This is a genomic window from Bacillus sp. Hm123, from assembly GCF_051842975.2.
Classification (GTDB): Bacteria; Bacillota; Bacilli; order Bacillales; family Domibacillaceae; genus Bacillus_CE.
In genome coordinates, this window is the sequence record NZ_CM200277.1 from 1,402,072 (window position 1) to 1,427,130 (window position 25,059).

21 protein-coding genes and 1 riboswitch are annotated in these 25,059 nt (G+C 41.0%); of the genes, 19 read left to right on the plus strand and 2 right to left on the minus strand.

What is annotated here, in order from left to right; translation table 11 throughout:
* Positions 1 to 53 precede the first annotated feature (53 nt).
* From pgsA to ACSVDJ_RS07380, 17 genes are all read left to right on the plus strand, one after another.
* Positions 54 to 632 carry a CDP-diacylglycerol--glycerol-3-phosphate 3-phosphatidyltransferase gene (pgsA, locus tag ACSVDJ_RS07300; RefSeq protein WP_439169164.1) on the plus strand — a complete coding sequence of 193 codons (579 nt, stop codon included), beginning with the start codon at positions 54 to 56 and terminating at the stop codon, positions 630 to 632.
* Between the two features lie 135 nt (positions 633 to 767).
* Positions 768 to 2,012 (plus strand): competence/damage-inducible protein A, encoded by a 1,245-nt coding sequence (locus tag ACSVDJ_RS07305; protein ID WP_439169163.1) that lies wholly within the window; start codon positions 768 to 770, stop codon positions 2,010 to 2,012.
* Positions 2,013 to 2,100: 88 nt separating this feature from the next.
* A riboswitch (SAM riboswitch) is annotated at positions 2,101 to 2,212 on the plus strand.
* Between the two features lie 98 nt (positions 2,213 to 2,310).
* Complete coding sequence (locus ACSVDJ_RS07310) at positions 2,311 to 3,609, plus strand: O-acetylhomoserine aminocarboxypropyltransferase/cysteine synthase family protein (RefSeq protein ID WP_439169162.1); 1,299 nt, start codon at positions 2,311 to 2,313, stop codon at positions 3,607 to 3,609.
* Between the two features lie 392 nt (positions 3,610 to 4,001).
* The gene (gene recA / locus ACSVDJ_RS07315; RefSeq protein ID WP_439169161.1) at positions 4,002 to 5,048 is read left to right on the plus strand and encodes a recombinase RecA; all 1,047 of its coding nucleotides are present in this window, start codon (positions 4,002 to 4,004) and stop codon (positions 5,046 to 5,048) included.
* Between the two features lie 239 nt (positions 5,049 to 5,287).
* Positions 5,288 to 6,847, plus strand: a complete 1,560-nt coding sequence (gene rny / locus ACSVDJ_RS07320) for a ribonuclease Y (protein ID WP_439169159.1) — start codon at positions 5,288 to 5,290, stop codon at positions 6,845 to 6,847.
* Positions 6,848 to 6,912: 65 nt separating this feature from the next.
* A complete protein-coding gene (locus tag ACSVDJ_RS07325; RefSeq protein WP_439169158.1) occupies positions 6,913 to 7,713 on the plus strand; it encodes a TIGR00282 family metallophosphoesterase in 801 nt (266 codons plus the stop codon).
* Positions 7,714 to 7,845: 132 nt separating this feature from the next.
* Positions 7,846 to 8,106: a stage V sporulation protein SpoVS gene (spoVS, locus tag ACSVDJ_RS07330; protein ID WP_094835567.1), complete on the plus strand. Its 261-nt coding sequence runs from the start codon at positions 7,846 to 7,848 to the stop codon at positions 8,104 to 8,106.
* 172 nt (positions 8,107 to 8,278) lie between these two features.
* Complete coding sequence (locus tag ACSVDJ_RS07335) at positions 8,279 to 9,199, plus strand: dipeptidase (RefSeq protein ID WP_439169157.1); 921 nt, start codon at positions 8,279 to 8,281, stop codon at positions 9,197 to 9,199.
* Positions 9,200 to 9,288: 89 nt separating this feature from the next.
* Positions 9,289 to 11,025 (plus strand): 2-oxoacid:acceptor oxidoreductase subunit alpha, encoded by a 1,737-nt coding sequence (locus ACSVDJ_RS07340; RefSeq protein WP_439169156.1) that lies wholly within the window; start codon positions 9,289 to 9,291, stop codon positions 11,023 to 11,025.
* A complete protein-coding gene (locus ACSVDJ_RS07345) occupies positions 11,026 to 11,892 on the plus strand; it encodes a 2-oxoacid:ferredoxin oxidoreductase subunit beta (RefSeq protein WP_439169155.1) in 867 nt (288 codons plus the stop codon).
* Positions 11,893 to 12,126: 234 nt separating this feature from the next.
* Positions 12,127 to 13,671, plus strand: a complete 1,545-nt coding sequence (gene miaB, locus ACSVDJ_RS07350; protein ID WP_439169154.1) for a tRNA (N6-isopentenyl adenosine(37)-C2)-methylthiotransferase MiaB — start codon at positions 12,127 to 12,129, stop codon at positions 13,669 to 13,671.
* A 1-nt stretch (position 13,672) separates the two neighbouring features.
* The gene (locus tag ACSVDJ_RS07355; protein WP_439169153.1) at positions 13,673 to 14,104 is read left to right on the plus strand and encodes a YlbF/YmcA family competence regulator; all 432 of its coding nucleotides are present in this window, start codon (positions 13,673 to 13,675) and stop codon (positions 14,102 to 14,104) included.
* A 141-nt stretch (positions 14,105 to 14,245) separates the two neighbouring features.
* Positions 14,246 to 14,785 carry an outer spore coat protein CotE gene (locus tag ACSVDJ_RS07360; RefSeq protein WP_439169152.1) on the plus strand — a complete coding sequence of 180 codons (540 nt, stop codon included), beginning with the start codon at positions 14,246 to 14,248 and terminating at the stop codon, positions 14,783 to 14,785.
* Between the two features lie 115 nt (positions 14,786 to 14,900).
* Positions 14,901 to 17,507, plus strand: a complete 2,607-nt coding sequence (gene mutS / locus ACSVDJ_RS07365; protein WP_439169151.1) for a DNA mismatch repair protein MutS — start codon at positions 14,901 to 14,903, stop codon at positions 17,505 to 17,507.
* Between the two features lie 22 nt (positions 17,508 to 17,529).
* Entirely contained in the window at positions 17,530 to 19,401 is a 1,872-nt protein-coding gene (gene mutL, locus ACSVDJ_RS07370) for a DNA mismatch repair endonuclease MutL (RefSeq protein WP_439169150.1), read from the plus strand.
* Between the two features lie 310 nt (positions 19,402 to 19,711).
* Positions 19,712 to 19,876 carry a hypothetical protein gene (locus tag ACSVDJ_RS07375; RefSeq protein ID WP_439169149.1) on the plus strand — a complete coding sequence of 55 codons (165 nt, stop codon included), beginning with the start codon at positions 19,712 to 19,714 and terminating at the stop codon, positions 19,874 to 19,876.
* A gap of 142 nt (positions 19,877 to 20,018) precedes the next feature.
* Entirely contained in the window at positions 20,019 to 20,591 is a 573-nt protein-coding gene (locus tag ACSVDJ_RS07380) for a YdcF family protein (RefSeq protein WP_439169148.1), read from the plus strand.
* Positions 20,592 to 20,627: 36 nt separating this feature from the next.
* On the opposite strand, the gene ACSVDJ_RS07385 is transcribed toward ACSVDJ_RS07380, so the two are convergent.
* Positions 20,628 to 22,364 carry an ABC transporter ATP-binding protein gene (locus ACSVDJ_RS07385; RefSeq protein WP_439169146.1) on the minus strand — a complete coding sequence of 579 codons (1,737 nt, stop codon included), beginning with the start codon at positions 22,362 to 22,364 and terminating at the stop codon, positions 20,628 to 20,630.
* On the minus strand, positions 22,351 to 23,106 hold the full coding sequence (locus tag ACSVDJ_RS07390) for a MerR family transcriptional regulator (protein ID WP_439169145.1): 756 nt from the start codon (positions 23,104 to 23,106) through the stop codon (positions 22,351 to 22,353). The genes ACSVDJ_RS07385 and ACSVDJ_RS07390 overlap by 14 nt, the downstream gene beginning before the upstream one ends.
* Before the next feature lie 158 nt (positions 23,107 to 23,264).
* Between ACSVDJ_RS07390 and ACSVDJ_RS07395 the strand changes: the two genes are divergently transcribed.
* A complete protein-coding gene (locus ACSVDJ_RS07395) occupies positions 23,265 to 24,452 on the plus strand; it encodes an MFS transporter (RefSeq protein ID WP_439169144.1) in 1,188 nt (395 codons plus the stop codon).
* A gap of 16 nt (positions 24,453 to 24,468) precedes the next feature.
* The gene (locus ACSVDJ_RS07400) at positions 24,469 to 25,023 is read left to right on the plus strand and encodes a glycerol-3-phosphate responsive antiterminator (RefSeq protein ID WP_439169143.1); all 555 of its coding nucleotides are present in this window, start codon (positions 24,469 to 24,471) and stop codon (positions 25,021 to 25,023) included.
* Positions 25,024 to 25,059: the final 36 nt, after the last annotated feature.

A 25,059-nucleotide genomic window follows, 5' to 3' on the forward strand; every position in this document is an offset into this window, starting at 1 on the left:
ATGGTGAGGTGCCAGTTAAAAGGCATCTCATCTTGATAAGTGGAGGGACAATTGTGAATTTACCTAATAAGATTACTGTATCGCGAATTTTGATGATCCCCATTTTTTTAATCGTCATGGTGGTCGATTTTAATTGGGGAGAGATCGAATTTTTAGGCTCAACTATGCCGATGACCCACTTTGTAGGGGCGCTAATCTTTATTATTGCAGCAACAACGGATTGGATCGATGGTTATCTTGCAAGAAAGTACAATCTAGTGACGAACTTAGGGAAGTTTTTGGACCCGTTGGCAGATAAATTACTCGTATCTGCGGCACTCATCGTTTTAGTTGAGCTAGGGTTTGCTGCCTCTTGGATTGTCATCATCATTATTAGCCGCGAATTTGCTGTCACGGGGCTGCGCCTTATTCTTGCTGGTGAAGGCGAAGTGGTCGCTGCGAATATGCTTGGCAAAATCAAAACATGGACGCAAATTATTGCGATTTCCGCTCTATTGCTCCATAATGCGCCATTTGAAAGCTTGTCGATCCCATTTGCTGATATCTCACTATGGGTAGCGACATTCTTTACGATATGGTCCGGTTGGGATTATTTCTATCTCAATCGTCACGTATTTAAACATTCAAAATAATAGATAGGAGGCTGACTTAAGCAAAGAATCAGACACACTCTTACTATCATATAGTTGTTATAGTGGATACTATATGAGCGCTAAGGGCAGTCATTCAATGTTTTTGTCAGCTTTTTTAGAAGTAGGGGTGTTAGTATGAACGCTGAAATTATTGCTGTAGGATCTGAGTTGTTACTAGGACAAATTACCAATACGAATGCACAGTTTCTTTCTCATCATTTAGCCGAAATCGGCATTAATGTATACTATCATACAGTTGTGGGAGATAATCCGACACGACTGGTTGATGTGGTGAAAGAAGCGGAGAAGCGTGCCGATCTGTTAATTTTCACAGGCGGACTTGGACCGACAAAGGATGATTTGACGAAGGAAGCGCTTGCCAAACATATTGGGTGTGAACTTGAATATAATGAAGTCGCCTTGAAAAGTATAGAAGCGTATTTTGTCAAAGTGAACCGAACAATGACTGAAAATAATAAGAAACAAGCTTTAGTGATGAGCGGAAGTACAGTATTACCAAATGATTATGGCATGGCTCCGGGGATGTTACTTAAAGCAAGTGGAAAACAGTATATGTTATTGCCTGGACCACCGAAAGAAATGCAACCGATGTTTTTAAACTATGGAAAAAATGAGTTGATCCAACTGTTAGAGAAAGTCGAGCGAATCGAGTCTCGGGTATTGAGGTTTTTCGGAATTGGTGAATCGGCTCTTGAGGTTGAAGTGGAAGACTTGTTACTCAATCAAAAGAATCCAACGATTGCCCCATTAGCAGGAGATGGAGAGGTCACGCTTCGAATTACAGCGAAGCATGAATCAGAAGAAGAAGCTATTGGCATGATTCAGGAAGTAGAAGCTGAAATTCTCCGACGTGTCGGTCCATATTTTTATGGGTATGACCAAACAACGATTGTGGAAGAGTTGGCGGAATTACTGAAGGAAAGAAATTTATCGATTGCAGCTGCTGAGAGTTTAACAGGTGGTCTTTTCCAAAGTGAATTGACAGCTGTCGAAGGTGTGAGTGCGATCTTTAAAGGCGGGATCGTTTGTTACTCCAATGATGCGAAGAAGCAACTTGTTAATGTGAAAAAAGAGACTATTGATACATATGGAGCTGTCAGTGAACAATGTGCACTTGAACTAGCAGAAAATACAAGAGCGATTTTCGATAGTGATTTTGCTATTAGTTTTACTGGAGTGGCTGGTCCTGATGAAATGGATGGCCAAGCCCCTGGCACTGTTTGGATTGGCCTGGCCGAACGTTCTCAAGAGACGAAAGTTTATCAGCTTAACCTTGTGGGAAGTCGAGCGGGGATTCGTAAGCGTTCAGTTAAATATGGCTGCCATTATTTACTTCACGCTCTCGATCAAAATAAATAAAAATATTCAAAATATTATTGACCATTCTGATTGGATTATTATATAATCTTTTTAAGAGTTTACTGGCTTATTGAATTTAATATTGACACTCTTATTACGAGCGGCGGAGGGATTAGGCCCTATGAAGCCCGGCAACCTTCAGGCGATATTGTCTGAAACGGTGCTAATTCCTACAGACTTTTTTGTCTGGAAGATAAGAGGAGGACCTAATCATTAAACCCTCTTCTTTTTGATAAGAAGAGGGGTTTTTTATCTTCCTCTAGAACATCATAAACATTCATTTAGGAGGGGTTTACACATGACAAAAGAAAATTGGGATCAAGAGACATTGTTATTACACGGAGGCCAGGTGCCAGATCCAGTGACAGGAGCTCGTGCTGTACCGATTTATGAAACAACTTCGTACGTATTTGAAGATACAGATCATGCGAACGCTTTATTCGCGCTACAAAAGCCTGGAAATATTTACACCCGTATTACGAATCCAACGGTTGATGTATTTGAAAAACGAGTGGCATTGCTTGAAGAAGGAGCTGCCGCAGTAGCATTATCTTCCGGAATGGCAGCCATCGCTTTTTCTATATTGAATTTAGCACATGCGGGCGATGAAATCGTGGCAGCGAGTAATTTATATGGTGGTACATATAATTTATTTGCTAACACGCTTCCGAAGTATGGCATCACCGTTAAATTTGTTGATTCGACGGATCCTGAGAACTACCGAAAAGCGATTACACCGAAAACGAAGGCTCTTTTTGGAGAAATTATCGGAAATCCATCTCTAAATGTGTTGGATGTGGAGAAAGTGGCAGATATCGCTCATGCGAATGGTATCCCGCTAATTATCGATAGCACATTCGCATCACCGTATGTTTGCAAGCCGCTTACTTGGGGGGCAGATATCGTCGTCCATTCTGCGACGAAATGGATTAGTGGCCACGGTACAGTGATTGGTGGTGTCGTAGTAGATGGTGGGAAGTTCAATTGGGACAGCGAGAAATTCCCTGGTTTTACAGAGCCTGACGAATCTTATCATGGGTTGAAATATGCTGACATTGAAGGATCAGCATTTGCTGTGAAGCTACGAGTGCAGCTGTTAAGAGATTTTGGTCCGGCTTTAAGTGCCAATAGTGCTTTTTTATTGCTGCAAGGACTGGAGACGCTTCATTTGCGAATTCAACGTCATCACGAAAATACATTAGAAATCGTGAACTATTTAAACAATCACCCTGGTGTGGAATGGGTTTCCCATCCGAGTTTACCAGAACATCCATCACATGATTTAGCTAAAAAATATTTGAACAATAGCAACGGATCGATCGTCGTTTTCGGTATTAAAGGTGGTCGAGAAGCAGGGAAAACAGTAATTGATAATGTGCAATTATGGTCACATGTTGCCAATGTCGGGGATGGAAAGTCATTGATCATTCACCCGGCTACAACGACGCACCAACAGTTAAATAAAGAGGAGTTAGAAAAGTCTGGAGTGAAAGAAGAGTTAATTCGTTTATCGATCGGACTAGAATCTACAAAGGACTTAATTGTTGATTTGAATCAAGCGATTGAAAAAGCAACAGGAGTTACCGTAGAGGCATAAAAGAAAAAACAAAAGACTGGCGCTTAGATGGAATATCTATACGGTATAGGTTAGTTACTGTATATTCCATTTTAGCGTCGGTCTTTTTATGATGAAAATAGCGTATAAGTTGATTGAAATCAGTCATTAAAGATACCCTTCTTGATAAAGTCTGTGGTAATATAGATAGGCGGATGCTTATCAGTTTTTTCCTCCAACTTTTCTCCAAACGATGTCCTTCTTCAGATTGTGTGGTCTTTTTTCTCAAAACATGTAAATATTAAAAAAGCGAATAAATGTTCGCTTTTCACTTGAAATTGTCTCATAAAAAGGGTATAGTAATGATAGATTTTGAAACAGGAAATTCAATAATTAATTTTTTAATAGATTTGTTATTTTAAGGAGGAATTTGAATGAACGATCGTCAAGCAGCATTAGATATGGCTTTAAAGCAAATTGAAAAGCAATTCGGTAAAGGGTCGATTATGAAGCTAGGTGAGCAAACTGATCGCAAAATCTCAACGATCCCAAGTGGATCCCTTGCTCTTGATGCAGCGCTTGGAGTAGGTGGCTATCCACGTGGGCGTATTATTGAAATATATGGTCCAGAGAGTTCTGGTAAGACGACGGTGGCTCTTCATGCGATTGCTGAAGTACAAGCAAGTGGTGGTCAGGCAGCGTTTATTGATGCGGAGCACGCGCTCGATCCAGTATACGCTCAAAAGCTAGGGGTCAATATTGACGAACTTTTACTATCTCAACCAGATACAGGGGAACAAGCATTAGAAATTGCGGAAGCACTTGTGCGAAGCGGTGCGATCGACATTCTTGTCATTGACTCAGTCGCAGCTTTAGTACCGAAAGCAGAGATTGAGGGTGAAATGGGTGATGCGCACGTTGGTTTACAAGCGCGTCTTATGTCACAGGCGTTGCGTAAGCTTTCAGGAGCGATTAATAAATCGAAAACGATCGCCATCTTCATTAACCAAATTCGTGAGAAAGTAGGTGTCATGTTCGGGAATCCTGAGACAACACCAGGTGGACGTGCGCTTAAATTCTACAGCTCTGTGCGTTTAGAAGTTCGTCGTGCAGAAACGTTGAAGCAAGGAAATGAAATGGTCGGTAATAAAACGAAAATAAAAGTAGTGAAAAACAAAGTAGCTCCTCCTTTCCGCGTGGCAGAAGTGGATATCATGTACGGAGAAGGTATCTCTAAAGAAGGAGAAATCATTGATTTAGGCTCAGATGAAGACATTATTCAAAAGAGCGGTGCTTGGTACTCTTACAATGAAGAACGCTTAGGACAAGGGCGTGAAAATGCTAAGCAATTTTTAAAAGAGAACCCGGATATTTCGCAAGAGATCATGCTGAAGATTCGAAAGCAATATGGGTTAGATGAAGATGTAACGGAACCTGTAGAAGAAGGTACATCAGACGAATTTAATCTACTAGATGAATAAAATCTGTTGAAGCAGTGTTTTGTTACACTGCTTCTTTTGTATATATGAAAGAATTAATACGGTGTCTAAGATGAAAGGCTTGACAACGAATTTCTGCACCTATAAAATTAGTATGTATATTTTACATTTTTTTCTCTTAAAAGTGGAAGAATTGATGCTGTATATTGAAATGTTGAAACAATGTATCAGCCGACATGTTAAAAACATGACAACAGATCATAGCAAGGGGAGGTGAAATCATGGATGCTATTACAATCATCTCCATTTTGCTTGGCCTAATCGTCGGTGTAGTTGTTGGCTATTTTGTTAGGAAATCCATTGCGGAGTCGAAAATTGCAGGGGCAAAAGATGCGGCAGAACAAATTATTGAAGATGCCAATCGAGAAGCGGAAGCGCTGAAAAAAGAAGCCCTGCTTGAAGCAAAGGATGAAATTCATAAACTTCGTACAGACACTGAATTAGAGCTTCGTGAACGAAGAAACGAATTGCAAAAACAAGAGAATCGTTTATTACAAAAAGAAGAGAACCTTGATCGTAAAGATGAGCAATTAGATAAACGTGAGGCTCAGCTTGAGCAGAAAGAGGAAGCTCTGACTAAGAGACAACAACATATTGAAGAGATGGACAGCAAAGTGGAAGAGATGGTGAAAGTACAGAAAGCTGAACTGGAACGAATCTCAAGTCTCACTCGTGATGAAGCTCGTGCGATCATTTTAGAACGCGTCGAACAAGAACTTGCACATGATATCGCTGTGATGACAAAAGAGCAAGAGAATCGCGCGAAAGAAGAGGCCGACAAGAAGGCGAAAAATATTCTTTCTCTAGCTGTTCAGCGCTGTGCAGCAGACCATGTGGCAGAAACAACGGTTTCAGTTGTAAACTTGCCAAATGATGAAATGAAAGGCCGTATCATTGGTCGTGAAGGACGAAACATTCGAACACTTGAAACGCTTACAGGTATTGATTTAATTATCGATGATACACCAGAAGCGGTCATTCTTTCAGGCTTTGATCCAATCCGTCGTGAAACGGCTCGAATTGCACTTGAGAAGCTTGTTCAAGATGGACGAATCCATCCAGCTCGCATTGAGGAAATGGTTGATAAAGCTAGAAGAGAAGTGGATGAATACATCCGCGAAGTGGGTGAACAAACTACATTTGAAGTTGGTATTCATGGACTTCACCCGGATTTAATCAAGATATTAGGACGTTTGAAATTCCGTACGAGCTACGGTCAGAACGTGTTAAAACATTCAATGGAAGTAGCCTTTCTTACAGGACTTCTGGCTGCTGAGCTTGGTGAAGATGAAACCCTTGCTCGCCGCGCCGGACTACTTCACGATATCGGAAAAGCGGTAGATCACGAAGTAGAAGGAAGCCATGTGGAGATCGGTGTAGAGCTTGCGACGAAGTATAAAGAACACCCAATTGTTATTAATAGTATTGCGTCGCATCATGGAGATACAGAACCGACATCCATTATTGCTGTGCTTGTGGCCGCTGCAGATGCTCTTTCTGCTGCTAGACCAGGTGCTCGTAGCGAAACGCTCGAAAACTATATACGCCGTCTTGAAAAGCTGGAAGAAATTTCAGAATCCTATGATGGAGTAGAGAAGTCATTTGCGATTCAAGCAGGACGTGAAGTACGTATTATGGTGAAACCTGATCAAATCGATGATCTTCACGCTCATCGATTAGCACGCGACATTCGAAAACGGATTGAAGGGGAACTGGATTATCCAGGCCATATTAAAGTGACAGTGATAAGAGAAACACGAGCTGTGGAATATGCGAAATAAAGCGGTGTGAGTCCTTCACACCGCTTTCCCTTTGTAAAAAAACAAATGACGGAAAGGAAAGAACGATGAAAATATTATTTGTAGGCGATGTGGTTGGCTCACTAGGCCGAGAAATGGTTAGTGAATATTTACCGATGCTTAAAAAGAAATACCGACCTGAATGCACAATTGTCAACGGTGAAAATGCAGCTGCTGGACGAGGAATTACCGAGAAAATCTATCGTCAGTTTTTAAATGATGGAGCGGACGCCGTTACATTAGGGAATCATGCTTGGGATAATAAAGAGATATTTGAATTTATCGATGAAGCGAAGCAACTTGTGCGACCAGCAAATTTCCCAGAAGGTACACCTGGAAAGGGCTTGATCTTCGTGAAGCAAGCAGGGGTAGAAGTTGCGGTTATTAATATTCAAGGTCGTACATTTATGCCGCCGTTAGATTGCCCGTTTACCGAGGTCGAAAAATTGGCGGAAGAAGCGAGAAAACGAACGCCGTTTATCTTTGTCGATGTCCATGCAGAAGCGACTAGTGAAAAGCAGGCGATCGGTTGGTTTTTAGATGGGAAAGTATCGGCCGTGGTTGGTACACATACCCACGTTCAGACGGCTGATCATCGCGTGTTGCCAAAAGGAACCGCTTATTTATCCGATGTTGGAATGACGGGACCTTATGACGGCATTTTAGGAATGGAAAAAGAAGCGGTGTTAAAAAAATTTCTAACGAGCTTACCGGTTAGATTTGAAGTACCGAAAAGCGGCCGTACTCAGCTGAGTGGCTGCCTGATTGAATTAGATCGAAAAACAGGTTTAGCAAAAAAAATTGATCCAATTTTAATCAACGACGATCATCCATTTATTGCAGAATAATAACCAGCCCCTTTTGTTAAATAGACAAGTAATACGCGAGCCATTCCGCGAATATAGTAACAATGGAAGACTAGCGAAAACTGTGTTTGATGGAATGAGCATTCGGTATAGTTTAATAAAGGGGGCCATGAAATGGAAGTATTAAAAGTTTCGGCAAAATCCAATCCTAATTCTGTAGCTGGTGCACTTGCCGGTGTTCTGCGTGAAAGAGGTGCTGCTGAAATTCAGGCTATTGGGGCTGGAGCGCTTAATCAGGCAGTAAAAGCAGTCGCCATTGCCAGAGGGTTTGTTGCTCCTAGTGGAGTCGATTTAATTTGCATTCCCGCTTTTACCGACATCTTGATCGATGGAGAAGAACGAACCGCGATCAAATTGATTGTCGAACCAAGATAGAACCAATTGTGAAAGTCAGACTCAAGCACTGAAAAGGGAGTAGCATTTTGCTCTGCTCGGTGTCGGAGGCTGACTTTTTATTTAAATAAAAAATATTTGCAATTTTTCGTTAGATCAAATATAGTAAATATATTAATCCGACTAAAATAATCGGTTTTAAGGAGGAGGTCAGATGATTTTTGATGCTCATTGTGATGTCCTATATCGACTTCAAAATGAAATGGGTGTAAGCTTTCAACATAACCAAAATTTGCATATTACGTATGAACAGTTAAAGAAAGCGGGAGGCAAAGTACAATGCTTTGCTATTTTTATCTCTCCTACACTAAAACCATTTGAACGATTTCGAGCAGCATTAGAGCAGATTGATTTATTCTATGAGAAAATCATCAAGCCTTATCCAGATATAAAAGTAGTTAAATCAAGGAAAGATATATTTCGTTTAGCTAAGGGAGAAATAGGCGTCGTATTAACGCTCGAAGGCTGTGAAGCAATTGAAGAAGATGTTCTCAAGCTAAAGATTCTTTACTACCTTGGCGTTCGCTCTGTTGGATTAACTTGGAACAATGCCAATGCGGTAGCAGATGGAGCTTTAGAAAAGAGAGGGGCTGGCTTGTCCGCTTTTGGTCGGCAAGTAGTTGAGCAGCTCAATGATCTTGGCATATGGACAGATGTTTCTCATCTATGTGAACGAGCATTTTGGGACGTCATAGACATGGCTCACCTCCCGATAGCGAGCCACTCCAATTGTTATCAGCTTTGCCCTCATCCGAGAAATTTAAAGGATGACCAGCTCAAGGCAATCATTGAAAAAGATGGGGTGATCGGCCTGACATTTGTTCCTTTTTTTGTGAAGAAAGAAGGGAAAGTCACTATCAATGATGTATTAAAGCATGTAGAGCATCTATGTGAGCTCGGGGGAGAAGATCACCTTGGGTTCGGGTCAGACTTTGATGGGATTGATGAAACGATTTCAGGATTAGATTGTTATCAAGCGTATGAACAATGGGGTGAATGGCTGAATAAGCATTATTCATCTCTTCAAACAGAAAAGTTTCTTTATTACAATTTCGCGCGTCGGTTTCCGAACTAAATCAGCAAGTATAAAGTTAGTGATTTAGCCTCAAAAGTGATACACTAGTTGAGTGGAGAAAGAAGCGTATTAAAGGAGTGTAATGGTCAATGATAGAGCAGCTTTCTTGGAAAGTTGGAGGACAACAAGGAGAAGGGATTGAAAGTACAGGAGAGATTTTCTCTATGGCTTTGAATCGCTTAGGCTATTTTTTATATGGATATCGCCATTTTTCATCAAGAATTAAAGGCGGACATACGAACAATAAAATTCGCGTAAGCACGACACCTGTTCGTGCGGTAGCGGATGATCTAGATATATTGGTGGCATTTGATCAGGAGACCATTGATGTGAACTATAAGGAATTACACGATAAAGGTATGATTTTGGCGGATGCGAAATTTAATCCAGTCAAACCGGACGATACAAAGGCGGAGTTGTATATCGTGCCGTTTACAGAAATGGCAACGGAACTAGGAACATCGCTAATGAAAAACATGGTGGCTGTAGGAGCGACTTGCGCCGTCATTAATCTCGATGTTCAAGTGTTTACAGGAGTCGTTCAAGAGATCTTTGGACGTAAAGGTGAAGCGGTCGTTCAAAAAAATATGGAAGCTATTCAAGCAGGCTACGGTTATATGCTTGATCAATTAGAGGGCAAAGCAGATGCACTGGAGCTTCAAGCAGCGGATGGCAAACAGCGGATGTTTATGATCGGTAACGATGCGATCGCTCTAGGAGCACTCGCAGGCGGTGTTCGTTTAATGGCGGCTTATCCGATTACACCGGCTTCTGAAATTATGGAATATTTAATTGAAAAATTACCAGACGTCGGTGGAACGGTTATTCAAACGGAGGATGAAATCGCAGCGGCCACGATGGCCATCGGGGCAAACTATGGAGGTATTCGTTCATTTACTGCCTCTTCAGGACCTGGTCTTTCCTTAATGATGGAGGCGATCGGCCTTGCGGGTATGACGGAAACGCCACTCGTTATCATTGATACACAGCGTGGAGGCCCGTCAACGGGATTGCCGACGAAACAGGAACAATCTGATTTAATGGCGATGATTTATGGAACGCATGGAGAAATTCCAAAGATTGTTCTTGCACCAAGCACAGTGGAAGAAGCTTTTTTTGATACGGTAGAGGCTTTTAACTTGGCAGAGGAGTACCAATGCCCAGTCATTATTTTGTCTGACTTACAATTATCATTAGGAAAACAAACGGTTGAGCCGCTCGATTATAGCAAAGTGGAAATTCGTCGCGGGAAGTTGCTTCAAGATGAACTGCCTGAAACAGAAGCGAAGGCGTATTTTAAACGCTATGCAGTGACGGGAGATGGTGTCTCTCCTCGTGTGATTCCTGGCATGAAGCACGGTATTCACCATGTAACAGGTGTGGAGCATGATGAAACAGGTAAACCATCAGAGTCTCCATCTAATCGTCAAGCGCAAATGGATAAGCGGATGCGGAAGTTGAATGACTTGCCGTTTAACACGCCAGTTTATAAAAATGCGAAACATGAACAAGCGGATTTGCTGCTCATCGGATTTAACTCGACTCGCGGGGCGATTGAGGAAGCGATCAATCGACTAGAGCAAGAAGGAGTGAAAGTGAATCATGCGCATATTCGACTGATTCACCCGTTCCCGACAGAAGAAATTTTGCCATTGATTGAATCAACAAAGAATGTGTTAGTGGTAGAAAACAATGCAACAGGTCAATTAGCTAATATCATTAAAATGAACGTAGGCCACCCGCAAAAAATTAAAAGTTTGTGTAAATATGACGGAAACCCGTTCCAGCCACATCATATTTATACAAGTAGCAAGGAGTTGTTTTAAATGGCAACGTTTAAAGATTTTCGAAATAATGTAAAACCAAACTGGTGCCCAGGTTGCGGTGACTTTTCCGTACAGGCGGCGATTCAGCGTGCGGCAGCGAATGTCGGCTTAACACCTGAGAAGCTCGCGGTTATTTCGGGAATTGGATGTTCTGGTCGTATTTCGGGATATATCAATTCTTATGGCCTCCATGGTATTCATGGTCGAGCTCTTCCGATTGCCCAAGGGGTGAAAATGGCCAATAAAGATTTAACAGTCATCGCTTCGGGTGGAGATGGTGACGGCTTTGCCATCGGTATGGGTCACACGATTCATGCGATGCGCCGTAATATTGATTTAACCTATATCGTTATGGATAATCAAATTTATGGCTTAACGAAAGGGCAAACATCGCCGCGTTCTGCGGAAGGCTTTAAAACGAAATCGACGCCAAAAGGGGCGATTGAAAGCGCGCTTTCACCGATGGAGTTAGCGATCACAAGCGGAGCAACATTTGTTGCCCAAAGCTTTTCAACCGATCTGAAAGAGTTAACAGCAATCATTGAAGCAGGGATCGCGCATAAAGGCTTCTCTATTATCAATGTATTCAGCCCATGTGTCACTTATAATAAAATTAATACGTATGACTGGTTTAAAGAGCATTTAACGAAATTATCAACGGTTGAAGAGTATGACTCTTCTGATCGTGAATTAGCGATGAATACGTTAATGAAGTATGACAGCCTTGTCACGGGGATCATTTATCAAAATAAAGAGAAACCGTCCTATCAAGAGCTTGTATACGGCTATTCTGATGAGCCGCTAACTGTCCAAGATTTGAAACTAGAAGATGCTTATTTTGATAAGCTTGTGAAAGAATTTATGTAATGAAATGACCAAGAGGATGACGCTTAAAAACGACTTTTTAAGTGTCATTCTCTTTTTATGTATAAAGAGAAGTTAAATAACAAAGATGAACCTTTTCCGATAAAATCTGGGCGTATTTTTGACATATGGTCTATTTTATTGTTTAGTGTAATTAAACGGTTTATAATGAATAGTTGTATATCTAAATTAAGCAATATATTTTGTTTTCTTTTTATAAAAAGAGAGGGGATTTCAATGAACGAAGAACAACGAAAGCATGGACAACAAGTGAACGAAAATAATCCAACGGACAAAAAATCCGAAAAGGATTATAGTAAATATTTTGAATCAGTGTATCAGCCACCATCCTTAAAAGATGCCAAAAAGCGCGGAAAAGAAGAAATCAACTATCATAACGATTTCAAAATTGATGAGAGGTTTCGTGGATTGGGTGAAGGTCGCAAATTCTATATCCGCACATATGGCTGCCAAATGAATGAGCATGACACAGAAGTCATGGCGGGGATCTTTTTAGCATTAGGCTATGAAGCTACAGACTCTGTGGACGACGCCCATGTCGTTTTATTAAACACATGTGCCATTCGTGAAAATGCCGAAAATAAAGTGTTTGGCGAATTAGGCCATTTTAAAGCTTTAAAGCAAAAGCGACCAGATTTATTATTAGGTGTTTGTGGATGTATGTCTCAAGAGGAATCAGTTGTAAATAAAATTTTAAAAACGTATCACCATGTCGATATGATCTTTGGTACGCATAATATTCATCGTTTGCCACAAATTTTGGACGAAGCTTATAAATCGAAAGAAATGGTCGTTGAAGTGTGGTCTAAAGAGGGAGATGTCATTGAAAATCTTCCGAAAGTGCGCCGAGGCAATATTAAAGCTTGGGTGAATATTATGTACGGCTGTGATAAGTTTTGTACGTATTGTATCGTCCCTTATACACGAGGAAAAGAAAGAAGCCGTCGTCCAGAGGAAATTATTCAAGAAGTGCGTCTTTTAGCGGCTCAAGGTTATCAAGAAATTACATTGCTTGGTCAAAACGTCAATGCGTACGGTAAAGATTTTGACGATATTCAATACGGCTTAGGTGATTTAATGGACGAAATCCGCAAAATTGATATTCCACGTATTCGTTTTACAACAAGCCATCCGCGTGACTTTGATGATCATTTAATTGAAGTATTAGCGAAGAGAGGCAATTTAATGGATCACATTCATTTGCCAGTACAATCCGGTTCTTCGGAAGTATTGAAGATCATGGCGCGTAAATACAATCGTGAGCAGTTTTTAGAGCTTGTTCGTAAAATTAAAGTGGCGATTCCAGATGTCACATTAACAACCGATATTATCGTTGGTTACCCAAATGAAACAGACGAACAATTTGAAGAAACGTTATCGCTTTATCGAGAAGTAGGCTTTGAAGCGGCCTATACGTTCATTTACTCTCCGCGTGAAGGAACGCCAGCGGCAAAAATGAAAGACAATGTTCCGATGGAAGTGAAAAAAGAGCGTCTACAACGATTGAATGCGTTAGTGAATGCGTCATCAGCTGAAGCGATGAAATCGTATAAAGGTCAAATTGTTGAAGTATTAGTAGAAGGTGAGAGTAAGAACAACCCTGACATTCTCGCTGGTTATACGAATAAAAGTAAACTTGTGAACTTTAAAGGGCCAAAAACAGCGATCGGAAAAATTGTTAAAGTGAAGGTTACTGAAACAAAAACATGGTCTTTAAATGGTGAAATGGTAGAAGAACATACAATGGCAGAGGTGAACTAAGATGGCGTCATATACGAAAGACGATATTTTGGCACGTGCGAAAGAGTTAGCTCACATGATTTCTGAAACAGAGGAAGTAGCCTTCTTTAAGGAAGCTGAAGCGAAAATTCATGAAAGTCAAAAGGTGCGCGAAAAAATCGCTAGTCTAAAAAGCTTGCAAAAACAAGCAGTGAACTTTCAACATTATGGAAAAACCGAAGCCTTAAAAATGGTAGAAGAAAAAATTCAAAAAATCGAACAGGAATTAGATGAAATTCCTGTTGTTCAACAATTTAAAGAATCACAAGTAGAAGTAAATGAGATTTTACAAATTGTCGCATCTGCTATTTCTAATACAGTGACAGATCATATTATTGAATCAACGGATGGAGACCTACTTCGCGGAGAGACGGGTGCTCAAGTGAAAAATAGCCAGCCTGGAAGTTGTAGTTAAATAGCGGAAACAATGGAAAAAGAGACTTGTTGCTAAAAAGCAAAGTCTCTTTTTCGTTTAAATAATTTTTATTTTCACTAGGCACATGTCTTGCTTTTAGTGCATAGGATAAATGGAGAACAAGCGAGGAGGTACGCTCGAATGGCAGAATATAGGGAGATTATAACGAAGTCGGTCGTTGCCAAAGGCCGTAAGTTTACACAGTCTCATCACACGATTTGTCCGCCGCATCATCCATCGAGCATTTTAGGCTGTTGGATCATTAACCATGAGTATAAAGCCAAAAAGGTCGGGAAAACAGTAGAAGTGCACGGCACGTATGACATTAATGTCTGGTATTCTCATCACGATAATACAAAAACGTCAGTTGTCACAGAGAAGGTCGACTATAAAGATGTGATTAAACTGAAGTATCGTGATGAAGATTGCTTTGATGATGATGAGGTCATAGCGAGAGTATTGCAGCAGCCAAATTGCTGTGAAGCTGTCATTTCGAAGCACGGAAACAAAATCGTGGTGCACGTAGAAAGAGAGTTTTTAGTTGAAGTGGTTGGCGAGACGAAAATTTGTGTAGCCGTTCATCCGCATGGCTGTGATGACGACTGGGATTGCGATTTCGATGATGAGGATGACTATGAAGAACTGGATACATCATTTCTTGATGATGGACATCACCATTAATCATCCGTGCGGGCCGAAAGAAATGGCCGGCACTTTTTTTCTGCTTCCACATAAGGGGTATGATATAATTATAATTTGAAAATAGATAGGCAATGTGGAAAGGGATTGGAATGTAATGAAGCAATATACCCCAATGATCCAACAATATTTAAAAGTCAAGGCAGAGTATCAAGATGCCTTTTTATTTTTCCGTTTAGGTGATTTTTATGAACTGTTTTTTGAAGATGCGACGAAGGCGAGTCAACTGCTTGAAATCACGTTAACGAGCAGGGAGGGAGGGGGAGCAGAAAAGATCCCCATGTGCGGCGTTCCTTACCATTCAGCAGCAGGCTACATCGAACGGCTAATCGAGCTAGGTCATAAAGTGGCTATTTGCGAGCAAACAGAAGATCCGAAACAAGCGAAGGGTGTCGTCAGACGTGAAGTCGTCCAGCTGATTACTCCTGGAACGGTCATGGAAGGCAAAGGGCTTCAAGATAAAGAAAATAACTATTTAGCTGCGTTATGCTCGTTCGATAACGGAGCGTATGGATTAGCAGCTAGTGATTTATCAACAGGAGAAAATAAAGTCACGTCTTTAGCTTCATTAGATGAAGTAATGAATGAATTAGCTACTTTACAAGTGAAAGAAGTCGTCATTGAAGCAAATCTTGATGGGGCAATTCAACGTCAACTGACAGAGCGGTTATCCGTGACGCTGTCTACAGAAGAGGGAAGCGTTGAACAAGAAGTTTTTCTTCCACTGATGCAACAGGTGAATCAATCAGAGCTTAGACAAGTCGTTTCTTTACTATTCTCGTATTTACATCGGACACAAAAGAGAAGCTTAGATCATTTGCAGCCAGTTGAGCCATATCACGTCCATCAGTTTATGAGAATTGATCAATATTCAAAGCGCAATTTGGAATTAACGGAAACGATTCGATCGAAAGGCAAGAAAGGCTCACTGCTTTGGCTTCTGGACGAGACGATGACAGCGATGGGCGGACGACTATTAAAGCAATGGATCGACCGACCACTTATCCAAAAAGATCAAATTGAGCGGCGCTTAACGATGGTGCAAACGCTCATTTCCTCCTTTTTTGAGCGCCAGGAACTTCGCGAGCAGTTAAAGGAAGTATATGATTTAGAGCGTTTAGCTGGAAGAGTGGCTTTTGGCAATGTGAATGGGCGCGATCTCGTTCAATTAAAAAAATCGTTACAGCAAATTCCGGTATTAAAGCAAATTCTTTCGCAAATCAATAGCGAAGAAATCCGGAAGTTAATGAACAACATCGATCCTTGTGAGGAACTGACTGATCTGTTAGAAAGAGCGTTAATTGACCATCCTCCATTGACGATTAAAGAAGGCGGCATGATTCAGGAAGGCTTTCATGCAGAGCTAGACACGTATCGTGATGCTAGTCGCAACGGAAAAACATGGATTGCCAACTTAGAACGTGAAGAAAAAGAGCGGACAGGCATTAAGTCTTTAAAAATCGGCTACAATCGTATTTTTGGCTATTATATTGAGATTACAAAAGCGAATCTACACGCATTAGATGACAGTAGATACGAAAGAAAACAGACGTTAGCGAACTGTGAACGGTTCATCACGCCCGAGTTAAAAGAAAAAGAAGCGATGATTTTACAGGCGAACGAAAAAATGGTGGAGCTAGAGTACACACTATTTTTAGAGCTAAGAGAAAGTGTCAAAGAGTATATTCCACGTTTGCAGCAACTTTCGCATTTAGTTAGTGAGCTAGACGTTCTGCAATGCTTTGCGACGGTGAGTGAAATGCGTCATTACGTCCGTCCAACGTTAACGAATGGACGAGAATTAGTTCTTGAAGATGGCCGCCATCCCGTCGTTGAGAAAGTGATGGATTCGCAACAATATGTGCCGAACGATTGTCAGATGAACGAAGAAAGAGAAGTGTTGCTGATTACGGGACCGAATATGTCCGGGAAAAGCACGTACATGAGACAGGTGGCGTTAACAGCGATTTTAGCGCAAATTGGCTGTTTCGTGCCAGCTACGAAAGCCGAGCTTCCTATTTTTGATCAAGTCTTTACGAGAATCGGAGCGGCTGATGATTTGATTTCCGGACAAAGTACGTTTATGGTCGAAATGCTAGAAGCAAAAAATGCCATTACCCACGCCACGAATCAATCGTTAATTTTATTTGATGAAATCGGGCGCGGAACATCTACGTATGATGGAATGGCACTTGCTCAAGCGATCATTGAGCACATTCACGATAAAATTGGCGCAAAAACATTGTTTTCAACACACTATCACGAACTGACCGTGCTAGCAGAAGAGTTAACTCAATTAACCAATGTCCATGTTCAAGCCGTTGAACAAAACGGAAGAGTCGTCTTTTTGCATAAAATCAAAGAAGGAGCGGCCGATAAAAGCTACGGAATTCACGTAGCCGAGTTAGCTGAGCTTCCGAAAGAGTTAATCAAACGAGCGAATGAAATTTTAACAGGATTAGAAGAGAAGGGACAGCAAGAAAGTAAACCGGCTAATCATCAAGTAAAAGAAGAACAGGCAACGGTTAAAGTAGAAAAAACAGCGGCTCAATTGTCACTTTTCCAAGAGGAAGAAGTGGAACCTAAGCCTTCAGCAAAAGAAAGCAAGATCATTGATGAGTTGAAGAAATTTGATTTGCTAGAAATGACGCCGTTAGATGCGATGAATGCTCTTTATGCCTTGCAGAAAAAAGTCAAAAAATAACCGATGAGAGAGGGTGACGAAGATGGCGAAAATCATGTTGTTAGATGACTTGCTATCCAATAAAATCGCGGCTGGAGAAGTGGTCGAGCGCCCGGCTTCTGTTGTAAAAGAACTAGTAGAAAACTCAATTGATGCCAATAGCACAGTGATTGAAATCGATGTCGAGGAAGCAGGACTTGAAAGTATTCGAATCGTTGATAACGGTAGCGGTGTTGAGCCGGAAGATGTACTCACCGCTTTTGCCCGTCACGCCACGAGTAAAATTAAAGACGAAAATGATCTGTTCCGTATTCGCACCCTCGGCTTTCGGGGAGAGGCTTTACCGAGTATCGCTTCGGTTTCAGAGCTCGAAATGACGACGAGCACTGGGGAGGGAGCAGGTTCAAAAATCATTCTTTCAGGTGGCGTAGTACAGGAGCATATTCAAGCGAACAGCCGTCAAGGAACAGATATTAAAGTATCGGGGTTATTTTTTAACACACCTGCCCGATTAAAATATATGAAAACGATTCATACTGAGCTTGGAAATATTACCGATGTTGTCAATCGATTAGCGTTAGCTCATCCGGAGGTGTCTATTCGTCTGCGACATAATGGCCGCGAGCTATTGCATACAACGGGAAGCGGCGATGTCAGACAAGTATTAGCCGCCATTTATGGAGTCAATATCGCAAAAAAAATGGTTCCGTTAAATGCGTCTTCCCTAGATTTTGAAATCGACGGTTGGCTCGCTCTTCCGGAAATCACAAGAGCTTCAAGAAATTATATGTCATTGATGGTGAATGGTCGTTTCATTAAAAACTATGGGTTAGTGCGAGCGGTGTTAGAGGGGTATCATACCCTTCTTCCGATTGGCCGTTATCCGATTGCCCTCGTTAATATTAACATGGACCCGCTGTTAGTTGATGTCAATGTTCACCCGTCTAAATTAGAGGTTCGCTTTAGTAAGGAGCAGCAGTTAATCGAATTAATTACTTCGGCTGTCCAACAAGCCTTTAAAAAGGAAACGTTAATTCCGAGTGCCGCTCCGATCCAAAAAAAGGTGCGAGTTGAATCCGAACAGCAAACGTTGACACTCGATCATCTGGCCCCATCTCCACCACCACAAATAGAAAAAACGAAACCTAACTTTTCGTTTGTAGAAGAGCGAAATTGGCCGGAAAATGAGGCGGTGGATTCATTGAATCAAGAGCAAACAGCGAGTGTAGCTCCGCTTGTAATAGAGGAAGAACCTAGCTTTTTGATTCCTGATCACGGGGATGAAATAGAGGAAGTGGAGGAGGTGGGAGTAGAAAGCAAGCCCATCGACAGTCGCATTCCGCCGCTTTATCCAATCGGTCAAATGCATGGAACATATATTTTCGCTCAAAACGAAAAGGGGCTATATATGATCGACCAGCATGCCGCTCAAGAAAGACTTAAATACGAGTATTTCAAAGAAAAAGTAGGACGAGTCGAAAAAGAACTGCAAGACATGCTGATGCCACTGACATTAGAATATTCCGCGGATGATTGTATCAAAATTTCACAGTATACGGAGCAGTTAGAGGAAGTCGGCATTTTCCTAGAGTCGTTTGGAGACCGGGCGTTCATTGTTCGCTCTCATCCGCAATGGTTCCCAAAAGGAGAAGAGCAAACGATCATCGAAGAAATGATCGAGCAGCTATTAGCGATGAAACAAGTCGATATTAAAAAATTGCGGGAAGAAGCGGCAATTATGATGAGCTGCAAAGCATCGATCAAAGCGAACCATCACTTAAGGCAAGATGAAATTCAACAATTGCTCGATGACTTAAGAAAAAGTTCTGATCCGTTTACATGTCCGCATGGTCGCCCGATTCTTGTTCATTACTCTACTTATGAGCTGGAAAAAATGTTTAAGCGGATTATGTGAGTTAAATTTATTTTTAATGAAACTCCAAAAAATCATGAATTTTATAATTACGTAAAAACAAGTCCTGGTATGATGTGGTTTGAACCGACCCACTATTATTACGGGACTGGCACAATGGTATGTACAATTAAAGCAACTGGATATCCAGATACTATCGTAACATTTGTAGTGCAGTAACAATAACGTTTAGAGCATCCAATAGGGTGCTCTTTTTCTTATTGACGCATTCGGACGATAATACACCACAGTAAGCATCAAAGGGTTCTCCTCCCAGATGTCGAATGATAAATGAGGGGGAGGAGATTCTACGATGAACAGAAACGTGATGAAAACAATCTTAACAGCCATTGCGTTAGGAATGGGTGTAAGCACATTTGTTTTAAGTGTATTAGGGGAAATAACTGTGAATAGTGCAATAAGTTTACTATCAATTGGTGTTATATGTTTAGCAATATTAAAGCTACAAGAAAAGTAAATGCTTTTTACATAGGCGTCCTTCTGGGCGTTCTTTTTATCTTGTTTCCTCATAATTAATGCCACACTTTACTCCATTAATAGTAAATACATATGTTAAAATATAGAATGATTACATATAAAATAAGCAAAGAGGAGAAATCATGATTATTCGAAAGCTATGGTTCATCAGCAGTGTGCTCGTATTAGTAGTACCGATCGGCTTATGCATCTATTACTATCAGCAAATGAAAGCAACCGCTGCTGAAAAGCCTCCAGCCAATGTGGGACATGTTATTGTACTAGGGGCGAAAGTAAACGGGATAGAAATGTCATTAAGTCTGCAATATCGTGTGAGTAAGGCACTAGATTATTTGAAGGAAAATCCGGAAGCGAAAGTGATTGTATCTGGCGGGCAAGGCTCTGGAGAAGATATAACAGAAGCGGAAGCGATGAAACAGTTTTTTATTGAAAATGGAATACCGCAAGACCACATATTAGTAGAAGACGAATCGACATCGACCTATGAAAATATCATTTTTTCCAAACAGAAATTTAAGATCAAGGAAGCGGTTATCGTCACAAATGATTTCCATCTATATCGAGCTAAAAAGCTAGCAGAAAAACAAGGGATCAAAATATATCCGCTTGCCGCTCCTACACCGGAGATCACGAAAGTGCAAGCATACATAAGAGAGTTTGCCGCGATTACGAAAATGTTTCTGACAGGAAAATAACAGCTAAAACGCAGTGGGGACTCTCCCCACTGCGTTTTAGCTATTAAATTGTTGATTCGCTAATTTGCGATAAAGCGGGTGCTGATCGTGTAGTGTATCATGTGTACCTGTTCCGGTGATTTGCCCGTTTTCGATAACGACAATTTGATCGGCATTAACGATCGTCGATAGGCGGTGAGCGATGACAAGTGTTGTTCGTCCGCTCATCAATTGATCCAACGCTTTTTGTACAAGCCGTTCAGAGGCGCTATCTAGGTTGGAGGTCGCTTCATCAAGAAGCAAAATTTTCGGGTTTCTCATAAAGGCGCGAGCGATAGCAATTCTTTGCCGTTGACCGCCTGACAGCTTCATCCCACGCTCGCCTACTTCCGTATCATATTGATCGGGCAAGCGTTCAATGAATTCATCAGCATTGGCGAGCTGCGCCGCTCGTTTCGCCTCTTCTAACGACACGTTATTTTCCATCCCATAGCAAATATTTTCAAGAATCGTTCCTGACATAATCGGGCTTTCTTGTGATACATAGCCGATTTGATTTCGCCAATCTGCTAGTTGAAACTCATCGATTGGGTCCTCTCCTAGTAGAATTTGTCCGTCATCTGGATGATAAAACTGTTCTAACAAAGCAAATAGCGTCGTTTTCCCACTTCCGCTCGGTCCGACAAAAGCCGTTGTTTTCCCAGCAGGTATATGAAGGTTAAAGCGCTTTAACACTGGCTTATCTCCACTATAACTAAATGACAAATCTTTCAGCACGAGATCCGTTGAAGCCTCTTTTACCGGACGGCCTGCATCTTCTGTTTCCGTCGGTAAAGATAAAATTTCTTGGATTCTCTCCGTTGCGCCCATCGCTTTTTGAAACGAAGTAAAGAAAGAAGCCATTTGACTAAATGGGATGATGATTTGAAACATGTAAATGATGATGGCGACAAGCGACCCAGCCGATAGCTCTCCAGAAGCCACTCGAACGCCACCGTAGCCAATTAAGACAACGAGAACAAGCATCATAATGACCGTCATGAAAGGGGAAATGATCGCTTGAATTCGCGCTTCTTTTAAGCCGAATTGAAATAAACCTTGGATGCGATTCGATCCTTTTCTTTTTTCAATCGGCTCAGCGTTGTAAGCTTTCACTAGACGAATATCGGAGAGGACTCGCCCAAGATCTCCTGAAAATCCAGCCATTTCTTCTTGCGTATTTTTAGAAATGCGATACATTTTTTGCCCTAATGGAACAATCATTAAGATGGCAAGCGGAACGGCGAGTAACATGATCACCGTCATTTTCCAATCGATGAATAATAGAATGCCAACGGCTCCAATCACCGAGATGATCCCTGTGACAAAAGAGACGAGATGCTGTGTAATTAACGTTTTGACAATGTTTGTATCCTGTGTGATTCGGCTCATCGTCTCGCCCGATTCATGCTGATCAAAATAATCAACAGGAAGAGTGAGTACTTGATTCCATAAGCGCTCTCTAATCGAGGAAACGACGTATTCGCCAATATAACTCATCAAATAAAAAGAAAATCCACCTGAAATGGTTTGCAATAAAAAGCTACCGGCTAAAAAAACGATCACAGATGGCGGCAGTTGGTTTTGGGCGAGCCCATCTACTAAATTGCGGGTAAACAAAGGAACAACTAATCCGGCAGCGGTTTCGATGATGCTTAAAGTAATCGCGACAACAATTAGCCATTTCGGTATGTTGCTCTGTATGAATAATTGAAAAAAGGTTTTCCATTGTTTCGTATCGTTATTCTTCGGCATGATTTTTCTCCTCTTTTTCCATGTAGTAAGTCATCACTTGCTCTAACCATTTCTCTTCTTCAGGTGAAAACGGGTTAGAAAACAGCCAAGGGTCTAACGGGATATCTTCGACTGGTAATGTTTCTAGTGATGAAAGGTTTTCCCCCGTTAATTCTGTTGCCATGGCAAGTAATTCATGAACGAGCTTTTCCACTTGAGGATTCGGAAAATCAGAAAACATGATTTCTTTAAATCGAGAAAAAAGATCCATCATTTTTTTCTCATACTCCTCTTGATCTTCTTTCACTCTGTCATAAATCTGTTCAACAAATTCTTCGGGCCAATAAGATTTCATCCATTCTTTATGCTCTTCTTCCATTTGGACACTGTTAATAATGGAAGTGAAAACTTGTGGGTCGAGCTTGTAGTTATGATCAATTCGTTCGATCGCTAAATTCAATAATCGAATGGAATCATCTAACTGTTCTCGTTTTTTCTTCATCATATCTCGTTGAAAGACAAGGGAATCCTTCATATCCCAATTTTCATTGCGAAGATACTTGGCTGTTTCATCAAGGGAAAACCCTAAAAACTTTAGAGAAATAACTTTTTGGAGCGTAAAAAAGTCTTGCTCCGTATAGGAGCGATGTCCAGCTGCGGTTCGCTCTGCTTTTAGTAGACCGATTTCATCATAGTATTGTAACGTCCGAGCGGATGTACCTGTCAGTTTACCAAATTCTCCAATCGTATATTTTTTCATCATTGATCTCTCCTTCAAAGTAATTATTCTTATCATAAAACATCACGTAACGTGAAGAGCAAGAAGAAAGTGAAAAATAGGCTACAAAAAGTATTCTGTACGAAAGCGTCTCGTTCACTTACAATGGTGAGTAAACAATTGGAAAAGTAGTGAGGGTACAGATGATACAAGTAAAGGAACGATATCGCTTTTGGATATTAGTTAGTATCGTGGCGATCTCTGGATTTAGTCAAGGAATGTTACTTCCGGTCATTTCTATAATTTTCGAGCAAGAAGGAGTGTCTTCGTCTTTAAACGGCTTGCATGCGTCGGCTCTTTATATTGGGATTTTATTCGTTTCTCCTTTTATGGAAAAGCCGTTAAGACAATATGGCTATAAGCCGGTCATTATTAGTGGCGGGTTGCTCGTGATCATTTCTTTATTATGCTTTCCACTATGGAAGTCTTATTGGTTTTGGTTTTTGTTAAGATTGTTGATTGGGATAGGCGATCATACGCTTCATTTCGGTACACAAACGTGGATTACCTCGTTTTCACCAGCACATCGCCGTGGGAGGAACATTTCCTTATATGGTTTATTTTTCGGTGTTGGCTTTGCGCTAGGTCCGCTAATGACGAGCTTCATCAAGTTTAATGAAGCCTTGCCTTTTATCGTGTCGAGTATACTTTGCTTATGTTGTTGGGGATTTTTATTTTTGTTGAAAAATGATTTCCCAGAGCAGTCCATTCAAACGAATTCATTTATGGAGACGTTGAAACGTTTTCGAGAAGCTTCTCGTTACGGCTGGATCGCTTTTTTGCCGACTTTCGGGTATGGATTTCTTGAATCTTCGTTGAATGGTATATTTCCGATATATGGTGTTCGTAATGATTTATCGATTCAGCAAATATCTGTTTTGCTAATGACCTTTGCTCTTGGAGGGATTATTTTTCAATTTCCGCTCGGAATGATGAGTGATAAATATGGGAGAAAGCGAGTGTTAGGAGTGATCTTAGCAGTAGGATGCGGTTTGTTTTTCGTATCTAGTTTGATTATGGAGCATTATTATGTTCTTCTCTTCATGTTGTTCGTTACAGGTATGGTCGTCGGTTCTACCTTTAGTACTGGAATTAGCTTTATGACGGATCTAACACCGAAACACTTGCTTCCGACAGGGAACTTATTATGCGGTATGAGTTTTAGTGTCGGTAGTTTAACAGGCCCATATGCAGGAGGATTAATGCTGCAAATGTTTGAGGAAATCAACTTTTTTATGATGATCAGCGTCATGTTTTTCTTTTTGGCGGCGATATTTATGATGTATAATCTTCAACAGACAGAAAAGAAAACAATAGGCACATCAGAATAAAGGAGGGAGGGAAAGAATGAATTTTCATGGTCAAAAAATTTTGCCTGCTGTGCGAACGATGAAGGATTTTGATAAGATGCTAGATACTCCATTTGAGTATGGAGTGTTCCTTGATCTTCATGTCGGTATGGTCAAAAGTGTATTTGAATATGCCCAACAACAAGGGAAAAAGATGTTTCTGCACTTAGATTTAATTCATGGGCTAACGACCGATGAGCATGCGGTTGAATTTATTGCGCAGTATGTGAAACCATATGGAATTATTTCAACGAAAGGAAATGCACTCATTAAAGCGAAGCAAAAAGGCTTATATGCGACGCAAAGAGCCTTTATTATTGACTCTAGCGCATTGAACCGCAGCATTAAGTTGATTGAAAAAACAGATCCAGACTATATTGAAGTCTTGCCAGGTGTTGTGCCGAAAGTCATTAAAACGTTGCATGAGCAAACAGGCAAACCGATCTTTGCCGGCGGGTTAATTGAGAAACAAGAAGAAGTAGAAATGGCGCTTGAGGCAGGAGCGTGTGCGATCACGACCTCTAATCGAGAGCTGTGGAAGCTTTATTATTAAGCATATATAAATAAGCCTGTCCCTTTATTCGGGGGA